Here is a 16,982-nt window from a genome sequence, read left to right as displayed (position 1 = left end):
GATCTTGCTGCTAATCAGCGACTGCGAACCCGCAGACAGCGCCACAACGCCGCCACCATTAACCCGCTGACCAGCGCCCAGCCCCACGCCTGCTGATTCAACAAGCCTTCTTCATACAGCTGCGGCGCAATGCCGGCGCCGATGATAAAGGTCAGCAGGGCGATTTCCCGACGCGGCACGCTGACCGGGCGGCACACATACACCAGCGCCGGCAGAATGAACGCCATGCTGGCGAAGCTGCGATAACGCGCATCGAAGACCATCTCCAGCATCATTACCGCTGCCGCAAAACCGGCCACGGCAACCAGCCATCCGGCGCGGCGTTCCAGCAGACTGAACGCGCGTTCACGCCAACCCTGGCGGGCGCTCAGGCTGAGCGCGGCATGTGCCAGCACCAACAGATTCAATGCCGTCAGCATGCCGACCCACAGCCATTCGCTGGCAAACCGCGTGGTTACTCGCGCCAGATCGCCCCAGGCGCCGATCGAGCAGGCGGCCAGCGCACCGAGCAGCGGCAGGATCAATGCCGATCGGGTGGTGCGCACCCGGCCGCCGAGCAGCAGTGTGGCGAGGAAAATCAGGCCGCCGACGCCCAGCCATGCCTTCCAGTAGGGCACATTGGTCACCGGCCCGGCGAGCACGCCCTTGTCCTGGCGATCGGCATCGAACAGGCCCCAGTAACCGCCGACTGCACCTTCGCTGCCACGCTTCCATGGCTGGTCGAAGGCTTCGATCAGGTTGTAATGCCAGCCCTCCTTCTCGGCCATCGCGACAAAACCACGAATGAACTTGGCCTCGTTGACCCGGCTTGGCAGAGCGGTTTCGCGCTGGCGACCCTCGCTGGGCCAGCCGGTCTCGCCGATCATCACGTCTTTGGGCGCGAATTTGTTGCCGAACACCTGGCGTACATCCGCCACATGTTGCAGGGCGACATCGATATTCGACGGATCATCTTCCCAGTACGGCAGCAAATGAATGGTCAAGAAATCCACCGCCGGCGCGACTTCCGGGTGCTTGAGCCAGAACTCCCAGACATCGGCATAAGTGACCGGTTGCTTGATACGGCTTTTGACCTTGTTGATCAGCTTCGCCAGTTGCGCGCCGGTGACTTCCTTGCGCAGCAACGCTTCGTTGCCGACGATCACCGCGCTGACCACATCCGGGTTGGCGTTGGCCGAAGCAATCAGCAGGTCGACTTCTTTCTCGGTGTCCGCCGGGTTGCTGTTGACCCAGGCGCCGATCATCAACTTCAGACCGTGCTTGCGCGCCAGTTGCGGCAGGGCTTCGAGGCCGGTCATCGAGTAGGTGCGGATGCATTCGAAGCGCGTCGCCAGCAGGGCGAGGTCGGCGTCCATGCGTTCCGGGCGCAGTTTGAACGGCACGTCGAACGGCGACTGATCCTTGTCGAACGGCGTGTAGGAGGCGCATTGCAATTTGTGCGTCGGGGTTGCGGCATCCGGCAGAATCACCGGTTTGCCGAGGCCGTACCAGAAGCCACCGAGGGCCAACAGGCCGAGCAGGCAAGCAAAGAGATAAGGAACAAGCGGGAAGCGGGAGGTCGCGGACATGGTCAGGCCGAGTGGCTGCAAAGCGACGCATGTTACCTGCATTTATCCGCGGGTTGGTGGCCTGCATGATTTGCACATGCAAAGTTCGGGCGGATTGTCTGGCGCCAATTATTCAGAGGTGATTAATGGCCTTCTGATGTCGTTTCTCGGTGTATTGAGGTCGCTGACAGAGCAGGTCGCGTTTGGCGTCAGGCCGATGATCGAAAGCGTCAGTACCCTTATAGAAAAGACGACTGATGTTCGGACGAGTTTGCGGTCAGGCGTGATGGGGGCGCTGTGCACCATAACAATACGTTGACGATGCCCGGCATCCGTCGGGCGCAGCATTTCGGGGAAGTAAACGATGAAGATGCGACGACTTTTAGGCGCAGGTGCCGCTCTGGTGCTTGCGATGAGTTCCACATTCGCCAGCGCTGAAAAACAGACCCTGAACATCGGTTACGTTGACGGCTGGTCCGACAGCGTCGCGACCACCCACGTGGCGGCCGAGGTGATCAAGCAAAAACTCGGCTACGACGTGAAGCTGCAAGCCGTCGCCACCGGGATCATGTGGCAGGGCGTGGCCACCGGCAAACTCGATGCGATGCTCTCGGCCTGGTTGCCGGTGACCCATGGCGAATACTGGACGAAGAACAAGGATCTGGTCGTCGATTACGGCCCGAACTTCAAGGATGCGAAAATCGGCCTGATCGTGCCGGAGTACGTCAAGGCGAAATCGATCGAAGACCTCAAGACCGATGACAGCTTCAAGAACCGCATCGTCGGCATCGACGCCGGCTCGGGCGTGATGCTCAAGACCGATCAGGCGATCAAGGATTACGGTCTGGACAAATACACCCTCAAGGCCAGTTCCGGCGCCGGCATGATTGCCGAGCTGACCCGTGCCGAGAAGAAGAACGAATCGATTGCCGTCACCGGTTGGGTGCCGCACTGGATGTTCGCCAAGTGGAAACTGCGCTTCCTTGACGACCCGAAAGGCGTGTATGGCGCGGCTGAAACCGTAAACAGCATCGGTAGCAAAGAACTGGCTACCAAGGCACCGGAAGTGGCCAAGTTCCTGAAAAACTTCCAGTGGGCGTCGAAAGACGAGATCGGCGAAGTCATGCTGGCCATCCAGGACGGCGCCAAGCCTGACGCGGCGGCCAAGGATTGGGTCGCCAAGCACCCGGACCGCGTGGCTGACTGGACCAAATAAAAGTACCAACAACGCCTGACCCCTGTGGGAGCGAGCTTGCTCGCGAAAGCGGTATAACAGTTGACAGAAATGTTGGCTGACACGACGCCTTCGCGAGCAAGCTCGCTCCCACATTTGTTTCCAGCGACAAGTCCCGTCTTGCAGGGTTTACGGCTGTCTCAAAGCCGCTTTCCAATTCTTTCGGCTAATTAGCGTCCGAAAATTGGCGAAAACGTCATGTCGTTCTAATACTAAGGTCGTCTGGAAGCCGTTCCGCAGCCGCATACAGTGGATACGTTCCAACAATAATCTGTGCTGCGAGGATAAAAACAATGAACGACAGCATTTACCTCTCGATTCAAAACAGCCCGCGCTTCAAGGAGCTGGTGAGAAAAAGAGAAAAATTCGCCTGGATACTCTCGGCGATCATGCTCGGGCTGTATTCCGGATTCATCCTGTTGATTGCTTACGGGCCGCAAGTGCTCGGAGCGAAACTCAGCCCCGGGTCTTCGATTACCTGGGGCATTCCGATCGGTGTCGGGCTGATTGTCTCGGCCTTCGTCCTGACCGGTATCTACGTGCGACGCGCCAATGGCGAGTTTGACGACCTGAACAATGCGATTCTCAAGGAGGCTCAGCAATGATCCGGCGTCTACTGGCTCTTTTGAGCATTGCAGCATTCGCTCCGGCTGTCTGGGCTGCTGACGCCTTGACCGGCGAAGTCCACAAACAACCACTCAACGTTTCCGCGATCGCCATGTTCGTGGTGTTCGTCGGTGCGACCTTGTGCATCACCTACTGGGCGTCCAAGCGCAACAAGTCGGCCGCTGACTACTATGCGGCGGGCGGCAAGATCACCGGGTTCCAGAACGGTCTGGCGATTGCCGGCGACTACATGTCGGCGGCGTCCTTCCTGGGGATTTCCGCGCTGGTGTTCACCTCTGGCTACGATGGCCTGATCTACTCGATCGGCTTCCTGGTGGGCTGGCCGATCATTCTGTTCCTGATCGCCGAGCGTCTGCGTAACCTGGGTAAATACACCTTTGCCGACGTGGCGTCCTACCGCCTCGGGCAAACCCAGATCCGCACGCTGTCTGCCTGCGGTTCGCTGGTGGTGGTGGCGTTCTACCTGATCGCGCAAATGGTCGGTGCCGGCAAGCTGATCCAGCTGCTGTTCGGCCTCGACTACTACGTGGCGGTGATTCTGGTCGGTATCCTGATGTGCCTCTACGTGCTGTTCGGCGGCATGCTGGCGACCACTTGGGTGCAGATCATCAAGGCAGTGCTGTTGCTGTCCGGTGCTTCGTTCATGGCGCTGATGGTGATGAAACACGTCAACTTCGACTTCAACATGCTGTTCTCCGAGGCGATCAAGGTTCACCCCAAAGGTGAGGCGATCATGAGCCCCGGCGGTCTGGTGAAAGACCCGATTTCGGCGTTCTCCCTGGGCCTGGCACTGATGTTTGGTACTGCTGGTCTGCCACACATCCTGATGCGCTTCTTCACCGTGAGTGACGCGAAAGAAGCGCGCAAGAGCGTGCTGTATGCCACCGGCTTCATTGGCTACTTCTACATCCTGACCTTCATCATCGGCTTCGGCGCGATCCTGCTGGTTAGCACCAACCCGGCCTTCAAGGATGCAGCGGGCGCTCTGCTCGGCGGCAACAACATGGCGGCGGTGCACCTGGCTGACGCAGTGGGTGGCAGTATCTTCCTCGGCTTCATCTCGGCGGTGGCGTTCGCGACCATTCTGGCGGTGGTGGCCGGTCTGACTCTGGCCGGTGCTTCGGCGGTGTCGCACGACCTGTATGCCAGTGTGATCAAGAAGGGCAAGGCCAACGACAAGGATGAGATTCGCGTGTCGAAGATCACCACCATCGCCCTGGGTGTGCTGGCGATTGGTCTGGGCATCCTGTTCGAAAGCCAGAACATCGCGTTCATGGTCGGCCTGGCGTTCTCGATTGCAGCGAGCTGCAACTTCCCGGTGCTGTTGCTTTCGATGTACTGGAAGAAGCTGACGACCCGCGGCGCGATGGTCGGTGGCTGGTTGGGGCTGGTGAGTGCGGTGGGTCTGATGATCCTCGGCCCGACCATCTGGGTGCAGATTCTGCATCACGAGAAGGCGATCTTCCCTTACGAGTACCCGGCGTTGTTTTCGATGATTATTGCGTTCATCGGTATCTGGTTCTTCTCGATCACCGACAAGTCGGCGGCGGCCGAGAACGAGCGGGCGCTGTTCTTCCCGCAGTTTGTGCGTTCGCAGACGGGGTTGGGGGCGAGTGGGGCGGTTTCGCACTAAGATCTGGTTACATGGTTTGAGTGGAATGCCCTGGTTGAGAGATCGGGGCATTTTCTTTTTGTGGGCGGTTATCGAGCGGGTTGTGTTTTTTTGTGGGGGATGGGGTACATATCCGTTGCTGCGGTAACGGCCTCCTAGGGTTCCGCCCTTACGGCGGGTCACTTTTGGCAAACGCCCCAAAAGTAACCAAAAGGTCTATGCCCTGACGTTCGGCCCTCGCTTAGGCTCGGGTTCCTTCGCTGCGGGATTCATCCGGGGGCAGCGCCTACGGTTTGCTTCGCTGCACCTCCTCTCGCTGTGTTTGGCTGCGCCAAACGGTCGCTGCGCTCCCACCCCCGGATAAATCCCTCCACTCAGCCTGCCGACGGGCCCTCAGATCAAAAGCGGTACTCGAGCTAACGCTCATTGTGTTGAGTGGGGCGGCTTTGCCGCATGGGGTGTGCACGAATTAAGTTGTGGGAGCTGGCTTGCCAGCGAGGCGGCCTTACAGCCGACCAAATTTTTAACTGAATACACCCAATCTCCTGTAGGAACTGCCGAAGGCTGTGATCTCTTGACCTGCTTTGGCTTTGGCTTTGGCTTTGGCTTTTGATGTGGCTTNTTGTGGGAGCTGGCTTGCCAGCGATGGCGGCCTGACAGCCGACCAAATTTCTAACTGAATACACCCAATCCCTGTAGGAACTGCCGAAGGCTGTGATCTTTTGATCTGCTTTGGCTTTGGCTTTTGATGTTGCTTTTGATCTCAAAGCCCCTTCGGCAGGCCGAGCGTAGGTGTCCATCCGGGGGTAGGCGCGCAGCGCCGTGCGGCGAAGCCGCATACATCGAGAGGAGGTGCAGCGAAGCAAACCGTAGGCGATGCCCCCGGATGGACACCGTAGCGAGGGAACACTGAGCCTCAGCGAAGTGCCGTACGCCGGGGCAAAGCCTTTTGGGTTACCTTTTCGGCGTCTGGAAAAGGTGACTCGCTGTAAGAGCGAAACCGCCAGCGGCGACACCCGCAGCAACGGATATGCCCCCAATCCAAAAAAAACCAAAGCATTGACCCATCCTCAACCCATGCGTAGCCTTGCACCTTCGAGGTTCTTCGGCCCACGCCGAAGCTAAGAAGGGAACGCGGTCAAAGCCGCGGCTGCCCCCGCAACTGTGAACGGTGAAGTTCGTTGCCACGCCACTGCCAGCTCAAACCACTGAGCCCGCGGGAAGGCGCAGCGAATGCCAGGCCCATGGCCCGAACACCGTCAGCCAGGAGACCTGCCTCGTGACAGATTTCTCACTACAACCGGGCGGGGTGATCCGGTGGCGAATTCTTCCGCGCGCACGCCCGCAGCGGATCTCGTCCCGCATGCCCGCCACCTTGCCAAAGGGCATCCGATGAAAACACTGGCCAAACTCCCCGTCACCATCGTCACCGGTTTCCTCGGCTCGGGCAAAACCACCTTGCTGCGACACATGCTCGACAACGCTCAGGGCCGCCGCATCGCGGTGATCGTCAACGAGTTCGGCGAGCTGGGCATCGACGGTGAGATCCTCAAGCAATGCACCATCGGCTGCACCGAAGAAGAAGCCACCGGCCGCGTCTACGAACTGGCCAACGGCTGCCTGTGCTGCACGGTGCAGGAAGAGTTCTTCCCGGTGATGCGCGAATTGGTCGCCCGTCGCGGCGATCTCGATCACATTCTGATCGAGACGTCCGGTCTGGCTCTGCCAAAACCATTGGTGCAAGCCTTCCAGTGGCCGGAAATCCGCAACGCCTGCACCGTGGACGCGGTGATCACCGTGGTCGACAGCCCGGCCGTGGCCGCCGGCACCTTCGCCGCGTTCCCGGATCAGGTCGATGCCCAGCGCAAACTCGATCCGAATCTGGATCACGAGTCGCCGCTGCATGAACTGTTCGCCGACCAACTGGCCAGCGCCGATCTGGTGATCCTCAACAAGGCCGATCAGACCAGCGCCGAAGATCTGGCTCGCGTTCGTGCTGAAGTCGCCGAAGAACTGCCACCTGCAGTAAAAATCATCGAAGCCAGCAACGGTCGCCTGCCGCTGGATGTGCTGATTGGCCTCGGTGCCGGTTCCGAAGAACACATCGACAGTCGTCACAGTCATCACGATCACCACCACGACGGTGATGACGACCACGATGACCACGATCACGACGCCTTCGATTCGATCTCCATTGAACTGCCGCAAGCCGACGAAAGCCTGTTGCTCGACGCGCTGACGCAATTGGTGGTCAAGCACGGCATTCTGCGCGTGAAGGGCTTCGCGGCGATTCCGAACAAGCCGATGCGCCTGTTGATTCAAGGCGTGGGCACGCGTTTCGACAAACACTTCGACCGCCAGTGGGGCGCTGATGAGGCGCGTGTCACTCGTCTGGTGCTGATCGGCCAGAAGCTCGACGCCGCGCAACTCGAAGCGCAACTGCGCGCCGCGCTCAGCGTTTAAGCCATGCACCTGCTCAGGACCCAGCCCGGCGGTTTCGTGTCGGATGACAACATTGCCGACCTTGGACAAACCCCCGCCGAGCTGGTGATCCTGTGCAGCGGCGACTCCAGCCTGGCGCTGCTCGCCGAAGCGGCGCAGCAACTGCCCGAGGATTACCCGAGCCTGCGCCTGGCCAATCCGATGCAGGTGCAGAATCACGCCTCGGTCGATCTGTATGTTGATGAGGTGCTGCGGCACGCCAAGGTCATTCTGATTTCGTTGCACGGCGGCATCGCCTATTGGCGTTACGGTGTCGAGCGTCTGGTGGAATTGTCCGAGCGCGGCGTGCAGGTGATTCTGGTACCGGGGGATGACCGTCCCGACCCGGAACTCAGCGACCTGAGCACCGTGCCCGCCGAAGATCGCGATCGTCTCTGGCAGTTTTTGCGTCAAGGCGGCATGGGCAATGCGCTGGGCTTCTTCCATTGTCTGGCCAACCGCTGGCTGGCGCGGGATTACGCCTGGGGCGAGCCGCAAGCGCTGCCGCGTACGGCGATTTACCACCCACAGAAAAACACCGCCGCACTGAGCGACTGGCAAGCCGAATGGCTGCCCGGTCAACCAGTGGCGGCGGTGCTGTTTTATCGCTCGCATTTGCAAGCGGCGAACACCGCGTTCATCGATGTGTTCTGCCAACGCTTGCAGGCGGCGGGGCTCAATCCGTTGCCGATCGCCGTCGCCAGCCTGAAAGAACCCGGCTGCCTGTCGGTGGTCGAGGACTGGCTGGATGAGGTCGAAGCTGCGGTGATCCTCAACACCACCGGCTTCGCGCAATCCAGCCCGGAAGCGCCGCACCTGCGGCCGTTCCGGCGCAATATTCCGGTGATTCAGGCGATCTGCGCCCAAGACAACGAACCGGGCTGGCGTGACAGCGAACAGGGGCTGGGGCCACGGGATCTGGCGATGCACATTGCCTTGCCGGAACTCGACGGGCGCATCATCAGCCGGCCGATCAGCTTCAAGGATCTGGCCTGGCGCAGCGAGCGCAGTCAGTCCGACGTGGTCTGCTACCGGGCGCAACCCGAACGCATGGATTTTGTCGCTGAACTGGCCCGACGCTGGAGCGATCTGGCGCGGCTGCCGAACGCTGAAAAACGTATTGCGCTGATCCTCGCCAACTACCCGACCCGCGATGGTCGGATTGGCAATGGCGTCGGTCTCGACACGCCGGCGGCGGCATTGAATATCCTGCGCGCGTTGCAGACCGAAGGCTTTCCGTTGACGGCTGAGTTGCCGGACAGCGGCACCGCGTTGATCCAGCAATTACTCGGCGGCGTCAGCAACGACCTCGACAGCATCGACCTGCGTCCGTGTCAGCAAAGTCTGGCGATGGACGCCTACCTGGCGATGTTCAATGCGCTGCCCGAGGCCAATCGCGCGGCAGTGCTGGAACGCTGGGGCGCGCCGCAAAACGACCCGATGTGCCGCGACGGGCGAATGATGATCGCCGGGCTGCGTTTTGGCCTGACCTTCGTCGGCATTCAGCCGGCGCGCGGTTATCAGGTCGATCCGAGTGCGGTGTATCACGACCCGGATCTGGTGCCGCCGCACGGCTATCTGGCGTTCTATTTCTGGCTGCGCAACACCTACGGTGCGCACGCGGTGATTCACGTCGGCAAGCACGGCAACCTCGAATGGCTGCCGGGCAAGGGTGTCGGCCTTTCGGAAAGTTGCTGGCCGGACGCGCTGCTCGGGCCGCTGCCGAACATCTATCCGTTTATCGTCAACGACCCGGGCGAGGGCGCGCAAGCCAAACGGCGCACGCAAGCGGTGATCATCGACCACCTGATGCCACCGCTGACCCGTGCCGAAACCTACGGCCCGCTGCGCAATCTGGAACTGTTGGCCGACGAATATTACGAGGCGCAACTGCTCGATCCGCGTCGTGCGCGAGAGCTGCAACGCGACATTCTGCAACTGGTGCGCGAGACGCAGATCGACCGCGAACTGCAACTCGACGCCGGTCTGGACAGTGATGCCGACGCCGCGATCTGGCTGCCGCGGCTGGACACCTACCTGTGTGATCTGAAGGAATCGCAGATTCGCGATGGTCTGCACATCTTTGGCGAATCGCCGACCGGACGTTTGCGCATCGATACCTTGCTGGCTTTGCTGCGCATTCCGCGTGGTGACGGCAAAGGCGCGCAGTCGAGTCTGCTGCGGGCGTTGGCCAAGGCGTTTGAATTGAGCTTTGATCCGCTGGATTGCGCCCTTGCCGACCCGTGGAACGGCCCGCGCCCGCCGGAGCTGCAAAGCGTCAGCGACGAAGTCTGGCGCACTGCCGGCGATACCCGCGAACGCCTGGAGCTATTCGCCACTCAACTGATCTCCCAGGCACTACAAATCCCCTGTGGGAGCGAGCTTGCTCGCGAAAGCGGTGGGTCAGGTACATCAATGTCGACTGACACGACGCTTTCGCGAGCAAGCTCGCTCCCACAGGGGGCAGGATGGGCTGAAGTGAGCGCGATCATTGACAACCTGCGCGAAGTCATCGCCCCACGCCTCGACGCCTGCGGCCCCGCCGAAATGCGCGGTCTGCTCGACGCCCTCAACGGTCGCTTCGTCCCCGCCGGCCCAAGTGGCGCCCCCAGCCGTGGCCGTCTCGACGTGCTGCCCACCGGGCGCAACTTCTACTCGGTGGACGTGCGCAACCTGCCGACCACCACCGCGTGGCGCATCGGCTTCCAGTCCGCCACGTTGATTCTCGAGCGGCATTTGCAGGATCACGGCGATCACCTGCGTCAGCTCGGCCTGTCCGTGTGGGGCACCGCGACCATGCGCACTGGCGGCGACGACATCGCTCAGGCCATGGCGCTGATGGGCGTGCGCCCGGTGTGGGCCACCGGCAGTCAGCGCGTCGATGATTTCGAGATTCTGCCGCTGAGCCTGCTCGACCGGCCACGGGTCGACGTCACGCTGCGGGTCTCGGGTTTTTTCCGCGATGCTTTTGCCAACCTGATTCGTCTGTTCGACGCTGCCGTGCAAGCGGTGGCGGCGCTGGACGAACCGGATGACCTCAACCCGCTGGCAGCGAAGGTGCGTGCCGAGCGCGAGGCGCTGTTGCAATCGGGGCTGGATGCCGACGCGGCGCGGCGTCAGGCCGGCTGGCGGATCTTCGGCGCCAAACCCGGTGCCTATGGCGCAGGCGTGCAGGGAGCCATCGACGGTCGCTTGTGGCAGAGTCGTGAGGATCTGGCCGAGGTCTACCTGAACTGGGGCGCTTACGCTTATGGTGGGGCGGATGAGGGCACCGCTGCGCGCGAACAGTTCGTCCAGCGCCTGAGCCAGGTGCAGGCGGTGTTGCAGAACCAGGACAATCGCGAGCACGACTTGCTCGATTCCAACGACTATTACCAGTTTCAGGGCGGCATGCTCGCGGCGGTGGAAACCCTGCGCGGGGAAGCGGCGGCGAGTTATCACGGCGATCACAGCCAGCCGGATCTGCCGAAAGTCCGCACCCTGAAAGAAGAACTCAATCGGGTGATCCGCTCGCGGGCGGCCAATCCGAAGTGGATCGACGGGGTCAAACGTCACGGCTATAAAGGCGCGTTTGAACTGGCGGCGACGGTCGATAACCTGTTCGCCTTCGACGCCACCACGCAACTGATTGACGATCATCAGTATGCGTTGCTGGCCGATGCCTATTTGCTCGACCCGACGACCCGCGATTTTGTTCGTGAACACAATCCGCATGCCCTGCGCGACATGACCGAACGCATGCTGGAAGCGCAACAACGTGGAATGTGGCAGGAACCCGGCGTGTATAAAGAAGCACTGGAAAACCTGCTGCTGGATATAGAAGAAGACACCTGACATACCGCCTCACTCTGTGGGAGCGAGCCTGCTCGCGAAGACGTCGTGTCAGACAGTATTTTTTTAGCTGGCACACCGCTTTCGCGAGCAGGCTCGCTCCCACAGGGATCAACGTGGCTCCCAGCGATTTTCGAAAGATCACTGACCATGACCGAGTATTGAAGATGACCGACACCCCGCATTTCCCGCTCTCCGCCGTGGTCGGCGCCGATGACTTGAAACTTGCGCTGTACCTCACTGCCATCGACCCGAAAATCGGTGGCGTGCTGATCGAAGGCCCACGCGGAATGGCTAAATCGACTCTGGCCCGTGGCCTCGCCGATCTGCTGGCCAGTGGTCAGTTTGTCACGTTGCCACTGGGCGCCACTGAAGAGCGTCTGGTTGGCACCCTTGATCTCGACGCGGCACTGAGTGAAGGGCGGGCGCAGTTTTCTCCCGGCGTGCTGGCCAAGGCCGACGGCGGTGTGCTGTATGTCGATGAAGTGAACCTGCTGCCCGATCATCTGGTGGATCTGCTGTTGGATGTGGCGGCCAGCGGCACCAACCTGGTCGAGCGTGATGGCATCTCGCATCGGCATTCGGCACGGTTTGTGTTGATCGGCACAATGAACCCGGAAGAGGGCGAGTTGCGCCCGCAGCTGTTGGACCGTTTTGGCCTGAACGTCGCCCTCAGCGGTCACACCGCGCCGACCGAGCGCGGGCAGATCATCCGCCGCCGACTGGATTTCGACAACGACCCGCAGGCGTTCTGCGCGCAGTGGGAAGCCGGGCAGCAAGCGCTGCGCGAACGCTGCGAACAGGCGCGCTGCGCCTTGACGCGCATTGCGCTGGATGACGAGGCTTTGGCAAGCATCACCGAGCGCTGCTTTGCCGCCGGCGTCGATGGCTTGCGGGCCGATCTGGTCTGGCTGCGTGCGGCCCGAGCCCACGCGGCATGGCGCGGAGCCGAAGCCATTGCCGAGCAAGACATCGATGCGGTAGCGGAATTCGCCCTGCGTCATCGCCGTCGTGAGTCCACTTCGCCCAGCCTTCAAACACCTGCGCAGAACCAGACCAGCACCCAGGCTGAACCAAGCGAGGGGCAGGGGCAGTGGGGCGACATGCCTGCTCCGGCGCTGACGACTGGCGCACGCCGCGAAGTGCCGAGCTGGCCAAAAAAGTAACCGGCATTCGTCCCCGATCCGACGCGGGGGCGAATGCCAGACCCCGCGCCGGACGACTCGACCGCGGACGCCAGGGCAAGCGCCACGCTGCGCGCGGCGGTCTGGTGAACTGGCCGGGGACGCTGCTCAACGGCCGGCCGCAAACCCGTGAGGACTTGCAGTTCCAGCTGCGCACTCGTGCTCCCCATGAGTTATGGCTGGTGATCGTCGATGCGTCGGCTTCGACGCGTCGGCATCAGGCACTGAGCGATGCCAAGGGTTTGCTCGCGCAATTGTTTGATGACGCTTACAGACAACGGGCACGACTGGCACTGCTGACCGCCAGTGGCAGCGCGCCGCAATGGCAGGTGCAAGGATTGAAGGCCTCAAGTGGCTTGCGCACCTGGCTGGAGACACTGGGCGCGGGCGGCGGCACGCCATTGGTGGCGGCGTTGACGCAGGCGCAGCAATGGCTGATGCAGCGACAAAAGCGTTTTCCGGCCGAGCAGCAACGCTTGTTGCTGGTCACGGACGGACGTTTGAAAACCTTGCCACCGCTGTTGCCGCTGGAGTGTCCGGGGTTGCTGATCGACATCGAGCGGGGACCGATCCGTCTGGCGCGGGCGCGGGAATTGGCGGCGGTGCTGAATGCGGAATATCGGCATATCGATGATCTGTGAAGTCTGAGCGGGCCTCTTCGCGAGCAAGCTCGCTCCCACAGGATTGGTGAACACCGCTTGCTCTGTGGGAGCGAGCCTGCTCGCGAAGGCATCGCCTCGGATCGTGCGGGATCACCAAAAACCGCAGGGCTGCTCTATGCTCCACCCCAGCCCAATCACAAGGAGTGAATCATGCGGGTACTGGTCGCCAATCCTCAGGACGATTTTCGCGTCAAAGCCTACGCCGGCACCAACGGCGTGCTGCTCGCCATGGACCTGTCCGAACCCCGACGCAAAGGCTTGCTCGGGTTTGCCATCGAAAAGCAACAGGGCGACAAACCGTGGTTGTTCCTGTTCAACAGCCTGACGTTTCCCGGCAAGGCTCACACTTTTCCCCAATATCACGCCACGCCCAGCGATAAGGCACCGCTGCAAAAATTCCGCTGGGCCGATTACGCCGTCAACCCGGGCACGACCCTGCACTATCGCGTGCATCTGGCCTACGGCACAGCGGACGCGCCGCTACTGGGCGAATCGCTGGAGCTGAGCATCACCAGTGACGACGGCCACCCGGCCAATCAGAGCGTGATCTTCAATCGCGCCGTGGCTGCCAGTCAGGCGTTTCAGCGCAAATTTCCCGACCTCGACGCACAGATCAGCGCCAACAAGAACCTGCCCATCGAAGCCTGGCCCGGCGCGGCGCGCCTGTGGCTGGAGAACGGACTGCTGGAGCGATTGCTGGGCTTCATCGAGCGGGCTGTGGACACGCAGTGGGCGTTGGACATTGCAATCTACGAGTATCAGTTGCAGGCGATCATCGATGCCGTAAACGCGGCGTTCGCGCGAGGGGTGCAAGTGCGCGTGCTGTACCACGCCCAGCCTGATGATCCCGATACGACCCTGAACGAAGCGAACCTTACCCAATTACCAGCGGCGAACAAGCGGGGCCGGGTCACTCACAACATTTTCCACGACAAATTCATCGTCCTCAGCCGGGTCGATGGCGTCGGTCAGCGTCAACCGCAAGCGGTGCTGTGCGGCAGCACCAATTTCACCGCCAATGGCGTGTATCGCCAGGCCAATGTGGTGCATACGCTTGATGACGTGACCATTGCCACGCGCTATTTGCAAACGTTCGAAGAGGTCTGGGCCAACCCCGCCGATGTCGCTGCGACGCGCAACTGGATCACCGAGCACAACCCGATGGACCCGACGCAGCCGCTGTTCGCCGGGTTCTCGCCACGCAGCGGTGGGGGCGATTTGCGTGAGTTTGTCGAGATCATCGAGGCGGCCAGCAAGGACGTGCTGTTTGTCACGGCGTTCACCTTGCCGGACGCGATCCTCAATGCGCTGCTCGGCAAATCCCATGACGACACCTTGCGTTACGGTCTGCAAAACACCGCGAGCCGCATCACCGGGTTTCATGCCGACCGCACCGCCGAATTCGCCGCCACCGCCTTGCTCAACACCGGGCTGGAAGGCTGGCTGAAAGAAAACATGAAAGGTCAGAAGGGCAACCTGCTGGTGCACACCAAAGCGGTGGTCGTCGACTTCACCAGCGACAGGCCGACGATTATCAGCGGCAGCCACAACCTCAGCACTTCGGCCAGTAACGGCAATGATGAAAACTACCTGATCATTCGCGGCGACACCGATCTGGCTGATCGCTATGGTCTGGAATTGCTGCGGTTTTATGAGCATTACCGCTTCCGCTATTTCGCGAAAAAACTCGAGCTGAAGCAGGTGAGTCCGTTGGAGCTGGATGACAGCTGGACCAACGATTACTACGTGGAGGGGGATTTGCGGCAGTTGTCGCGGTTGCGCTTTGCCGGACGATGACAGCCAACTGTAGGAGCTGCCGAAGGCTGCGATCTTTTGACTTTGTTCTTCAAGATCAAAAGATCGCAGCCTTCAGCAGCTCCTACAGGGGGGCAGTGGTCGTTGATACAGATTTTGAAATGATTTCGCTCTGTAGGAATTGTCGTCAGAGCCTGTACGCTCCAAAGCCATTTTTCATTCAGGATTTGCATGAACACCCTCTTGGAGCCTCCCAGTCGTACCTTTTCCTCGCGCCATGGCGCGGTCTTGACGCACTCGCAGCATCCGGTTTTCCGACTCCCGACTATCGTTGACAACGCGGCCTCAGAGCCTTCGCGTTGCACTTTGCCGTGCCCGGCAGCCTGAATTCACTGAAGAGAGATCGAGACATTTTATGGAATGGTTAGCGGATCCCACGGCCTGGTTAGGCTTGTTGACTCTGATCGTGCTGGAACTGGTGCTGGGTATCGACAACCTGGTATTCATCGCGATTCTGGCGGACAAACTGCCGCCACATCAGCGCGATCGTGCGCGGATCATCGGCCTTTCGCTGGCACTGATCATGCGCCTGGGCCTGTTGGCGAGCATTTCCTGGCTGGTCACCCTCACGCAGCCGTTGTTCGAGGTGTTCGACAAGAGCTTCTCCGGCCGTGACCTGATCATGCTGTTCGGTGGTGTGTTCCTGCTGTTCAAGGCGACGATGGAGCTGCACGAACGGCTCGAAGGGCATGTCGGCCAGCGCTCGTCCAACGCGGCTTACGCAATGTTCTGGCCGATCGTGGCGCAGATCGTGGTGCTCGATGCGGTGTTCTCGCTGGACGCGGTCATTACCGCCGTCGGCATGGTCGATGAACTGGCGGTGATGATGATCGCGGTGATCATTTCCATTGGTTTGATGATCGTTGCGAGCAAGCCGCTGACCCGCTTCGTCAATGCGCACCCGACGGTGATCATGCTGTGTCTGGGCTTTCTGATGATGATCGGTTTCGCCCTGACGGCGGAAGGCCTGGGCTTCCACATCCCGAAAGGCTATCTATACGCGGCCATCGGCTTCTCGATCCTGATCGAGGTGTTCAACCAGATCGCCCGGGCCCGCCGCAAACGCTCGATGCAAGGCCTGCGCCCCCTACGTGAGCGCACGGCCCATGCGGTGATGCGCTTGCTGGGCGGGCGCAAGCTGGAAGTGGAGGAGGTCGGCGAGGAAATTTCCGACCTGCTGGATGACGGCGAAGCCCCGAGTGCAGAACTGTTCGACCGTCGCGAGCGGGTGATGATCAGTGGTGTGCTGCAACTGGCCGAACGCCCGATTCGCAACCTGATGACCGTGCGTGCCGACGTCGACACCATCGACCTGGCTGACGACGCCGAAACGATCCGGACAAAACTGATGCATTCGTCCTATTCGCGTCTGCCGCTGATCCGCAACGGTGCCGTGGATGAACCGTTGGGCTTCGTGCACAAGAAGGAATTGCTCAAGGAGTACCTGAACGGCACTGAGCCGAACCTTGAGCATCTGGCGCGCAAGACCATCAATCTGCTCGACAGCTATTCGATCCTCAATGCGCTGGAGCAGATGCGCGCAGCGTCGACCCACATTGCTTTTGTGGTCAACGAGTTCGGCGACTTCGTCGGCGTGTTGACCATGACCGACATCCTCGAATCGATTGCCGGCGAACTGCCCGATGCCAGCGAAATAGAAGGCCCGGACGTGATCGAAGAGCAGGGCGGGTTTGTGGTCAGTGGCGCGTTGAACCTGACTCGCGTTCGCCAGCACACCGGGTTTGGCGCCGAACCGACCGAGGACTATCAGACCTTGGCCGGACTGGTGATGAGTCTGCTGGATCGTTTGCCGATGATTGGTGATCGGCTGCAGTACGCAGGCTGGCAAATGACCGTCAAAGCCGTTGAGGAACGACGGGTGACGCAGGTGTTGCTGGTGCGCGATTCTGCGTAAGGCAGCAGCCTTGCGCTGACGGTGCCGGTTCCTTCGCGGGCAAGCCCGCTCCCACAGTGCACGCGTCGTACACG

At 61.0% G+C, this 16,982-nt stretch carries 10 protein-coding genes and 1 riboswitch; of the genes, 9 read left to right on the top strand and 1 reads right to left on the bottom strand.

The features are described 5' to 3' along the window. Positions 1 to 14 precede the first annotated feature (14 nt). A complete protein-coding gene (locus tag B1722_RS04090) occupies positions 15 to 1,610 on the bottom strand; it encodes a beta-1,6-glucan synthase (protein ID WP_041072891.1) in 1,596 nt (531 codons plus the stop codon). A gap of 301 nt (positions 1,611 to 1,911) precedes the next feature. Between B1722_RS04090 and B1722_RS04080 the strand changes: the two genes are divergently transcribed. From B1722_RS04080 to B1722_RS04040, 9 genes are all read left to right on the top strand, one after another. Next, on the top strand, positions 1,912 to 2,763 hold the full coding sequence (locus B1722_RS04080) for a glycine betaine ABC transporter substrate-binding protein (RefSeq protein ID WP_041072889.1): 852 nt from the start codon (positions 1,912 to 1,914) through the stop codon (positions 2,761 to 2,763). Positions 2,764 to 3,074: 311 nt separating this feature from the next. After that, a complete protein-coding gene (locus B1722_RS04075) occupies positions 3,075 to 3,386 on the top strand; it encodes a DUF485 domain-containing protein (protein ID WP_041072887.1) in 312 nt (103 codons plus the stop codon). Further along, complete coding sequence (locus tag B1722_RS04070) at positions 3,383 to 5,041, top strand: cation acetate symporter (RefSeq protein WP_041072885.1); 1,659 nt, start codon at positions 3,383 to 3,385, stop codon at positions 5,039 to 5,041. Before B1722_RS04075 ends, B1722_RS04070 begins: the two co-directional genes overlap by 4 nt. Positions 5,042 to 6,101: 1,060 nt before the next feature. Then, positions 6,102 to 6,315, top strand: a riboswitch (cobalamin riboswitch). A gap of 97 nt (positions 6,316 to 6,412) precedes the next feature. After that, on the top strand, positions 6,413 to 7,483 hold the full coding sequence (cobW, locus tag B1722_RS04065; protein ID WP_041064617.1) for a cobalamin biosynthesis protein CobW: 1,071 nt from the start codon (positions 6,413 to 6,415) through the stop codon (positions 7,481 to 7,483). Between the two features lie 3 nt (positions 7,484 to 7,486). After that, the gene (cobN, locus tag B1722_RS04060; RefSeq protein WP_086791467.1) at positions 7,487 to 11,335 is read left to right on the top strand and encodes a cobaltochelatase subunit CobN; all 3,849 of its coding nucleotides are present in this window, start codon (positions 7,487 to 7,489) and stop codon (positions 11,333 to 11,335) included. Positions 11,336 to 11,499: 164 nt separating this feature from the next. Continuing rightward, positions 11,500 to 12,498, top strand: a complete 999-nt coding sequence (locus tag B1722_RS04055) for an ATP-binding protein (RefSeq protein ID WP_086791466.1) — start codon at positions 11,500 to 11,502, stop codon at positions 12,496 to 12,498. Next, entirely contained in the window at positions 12,426 to 13,157 is a 732-nt protein-coding gene (locus tag B1722_RS04050; RefSeq protein WP_256578837.1) for a VWA domain-containing protein, read from the top strand. Before B1722_RS04055 ends, B1722_RS04050 begins: the two co-directional genes overlap by 73 nt. Positions 13,158 to 13,328: 171 nt before the next feature. After that, positions 13,329 to 14,975 carry a phospholipase D-like domain-containing protein gene (locus B1722_RS04045; RefSeq protein ID WP_086791464.1) on the top strand — a complete coding sequence of 549 codons (1,647 nt, stop codon included), beginning with the start codon at positions 13,329 to 13,331 and terminating at the stop codon, positions 14,973 to 14,975. Positions 14,976 to 15,348: 373 nt separating this feature from the next. Beyond that, entirely contained in the window at positions 15,349 to 16,908 is a 1,560-nt protein-coding gene (locus B1722_RS04040) for a TerC family protein (protein ID WP_086791463.1), read from the top strand. Positions 16,909 to 16,982 lie beyond the last annotated feature (74 nt).

The organism is Pseudomonas sp. SCPG-7 (assembly GCF_002156405.1).
Taxonomy (GTDB): domain Bacteria; phylum Pseudomonadota; class Gammaproteobacteria; order Pseudomonadales; family Pseudomonadaceae; genus Aquipseudomonas; species Aquipseudomonas parakoreensis.
The sequence above is the reverse complement of the archived record's forward strand: the minus strand, read 5'-3'. Positions and strand labels throughout refer to the sequence as shown.

What these genes read in the sequence shown, in the direction of transcription:
- B1722_RS04090 (WP_041072891.1), bottom strand. Translation starts at nt 1,610, where the DNA reads ATGCAGGTAACATGCGTCGCTTTGCAGCCACTCGGCCTGACCATGTCC.
- B1722_RS04080 (WP_041072889.1), top strand. Translation starts at nt 1,912, where the DNA reads ATGAAGATGCGACGACTTTTAGGCGCAGGTGCCGCTCTGGTGCTTGCG.
- B1722_RS04075 (WP_041072887.1), top strand. Translation starts at nt 3,075, where the DNA reads ATGAACGACAGCATTTACCTCTCGATTCAAAACAGCCCGCGCTTCAAG.
- B1722_RS04070 (WP_041072885.1), top strand. Translation starts at nt 3,383, where the DNA reads ATGATCCGGCGTCTACTGGCTCTTTTGAGCATTGCAGCATTCGCTCCG.
- cobW (WP_041064617.1), top strand. Translation starts at nt 6,413, where the DNA reads ATGAAAACACTGGCCAAACTCCCCGTCACCATCGTCACCGGTTTCCTC.
- cobN (WP_086791467.1), top strand. Translation starts at nt 7,487, where the DNA reads ATGCACCTGCTCAGGACCCAGCCCGGCGGTTTCGTGTCGGATGACAAC.
- B1722_RS04055 (WP_086791466.1), top strand. Translation starts at nt 11,500, where the DNA reads ATGACCGACACCCCGCATTTCCCGCTCTCCGCCGTGGTCGGCGCCGAT.
- B1722_RS04045 (WP_086791464.1), top strand. Translation starts at nt 13,329, where the DNA reads ATGCGGGTACTGGTCGCCAATCCTCAGGACGATTTTCGCGTCAAAGCC.
- B1722_RS04040 (WP_086791463.1), top strand. Translation starts at nt 15,349, where the DNA reads ATGGAATGGTTAGCGGATCCCACGGCCTGGTTAGGCTTGTTGACTCTG.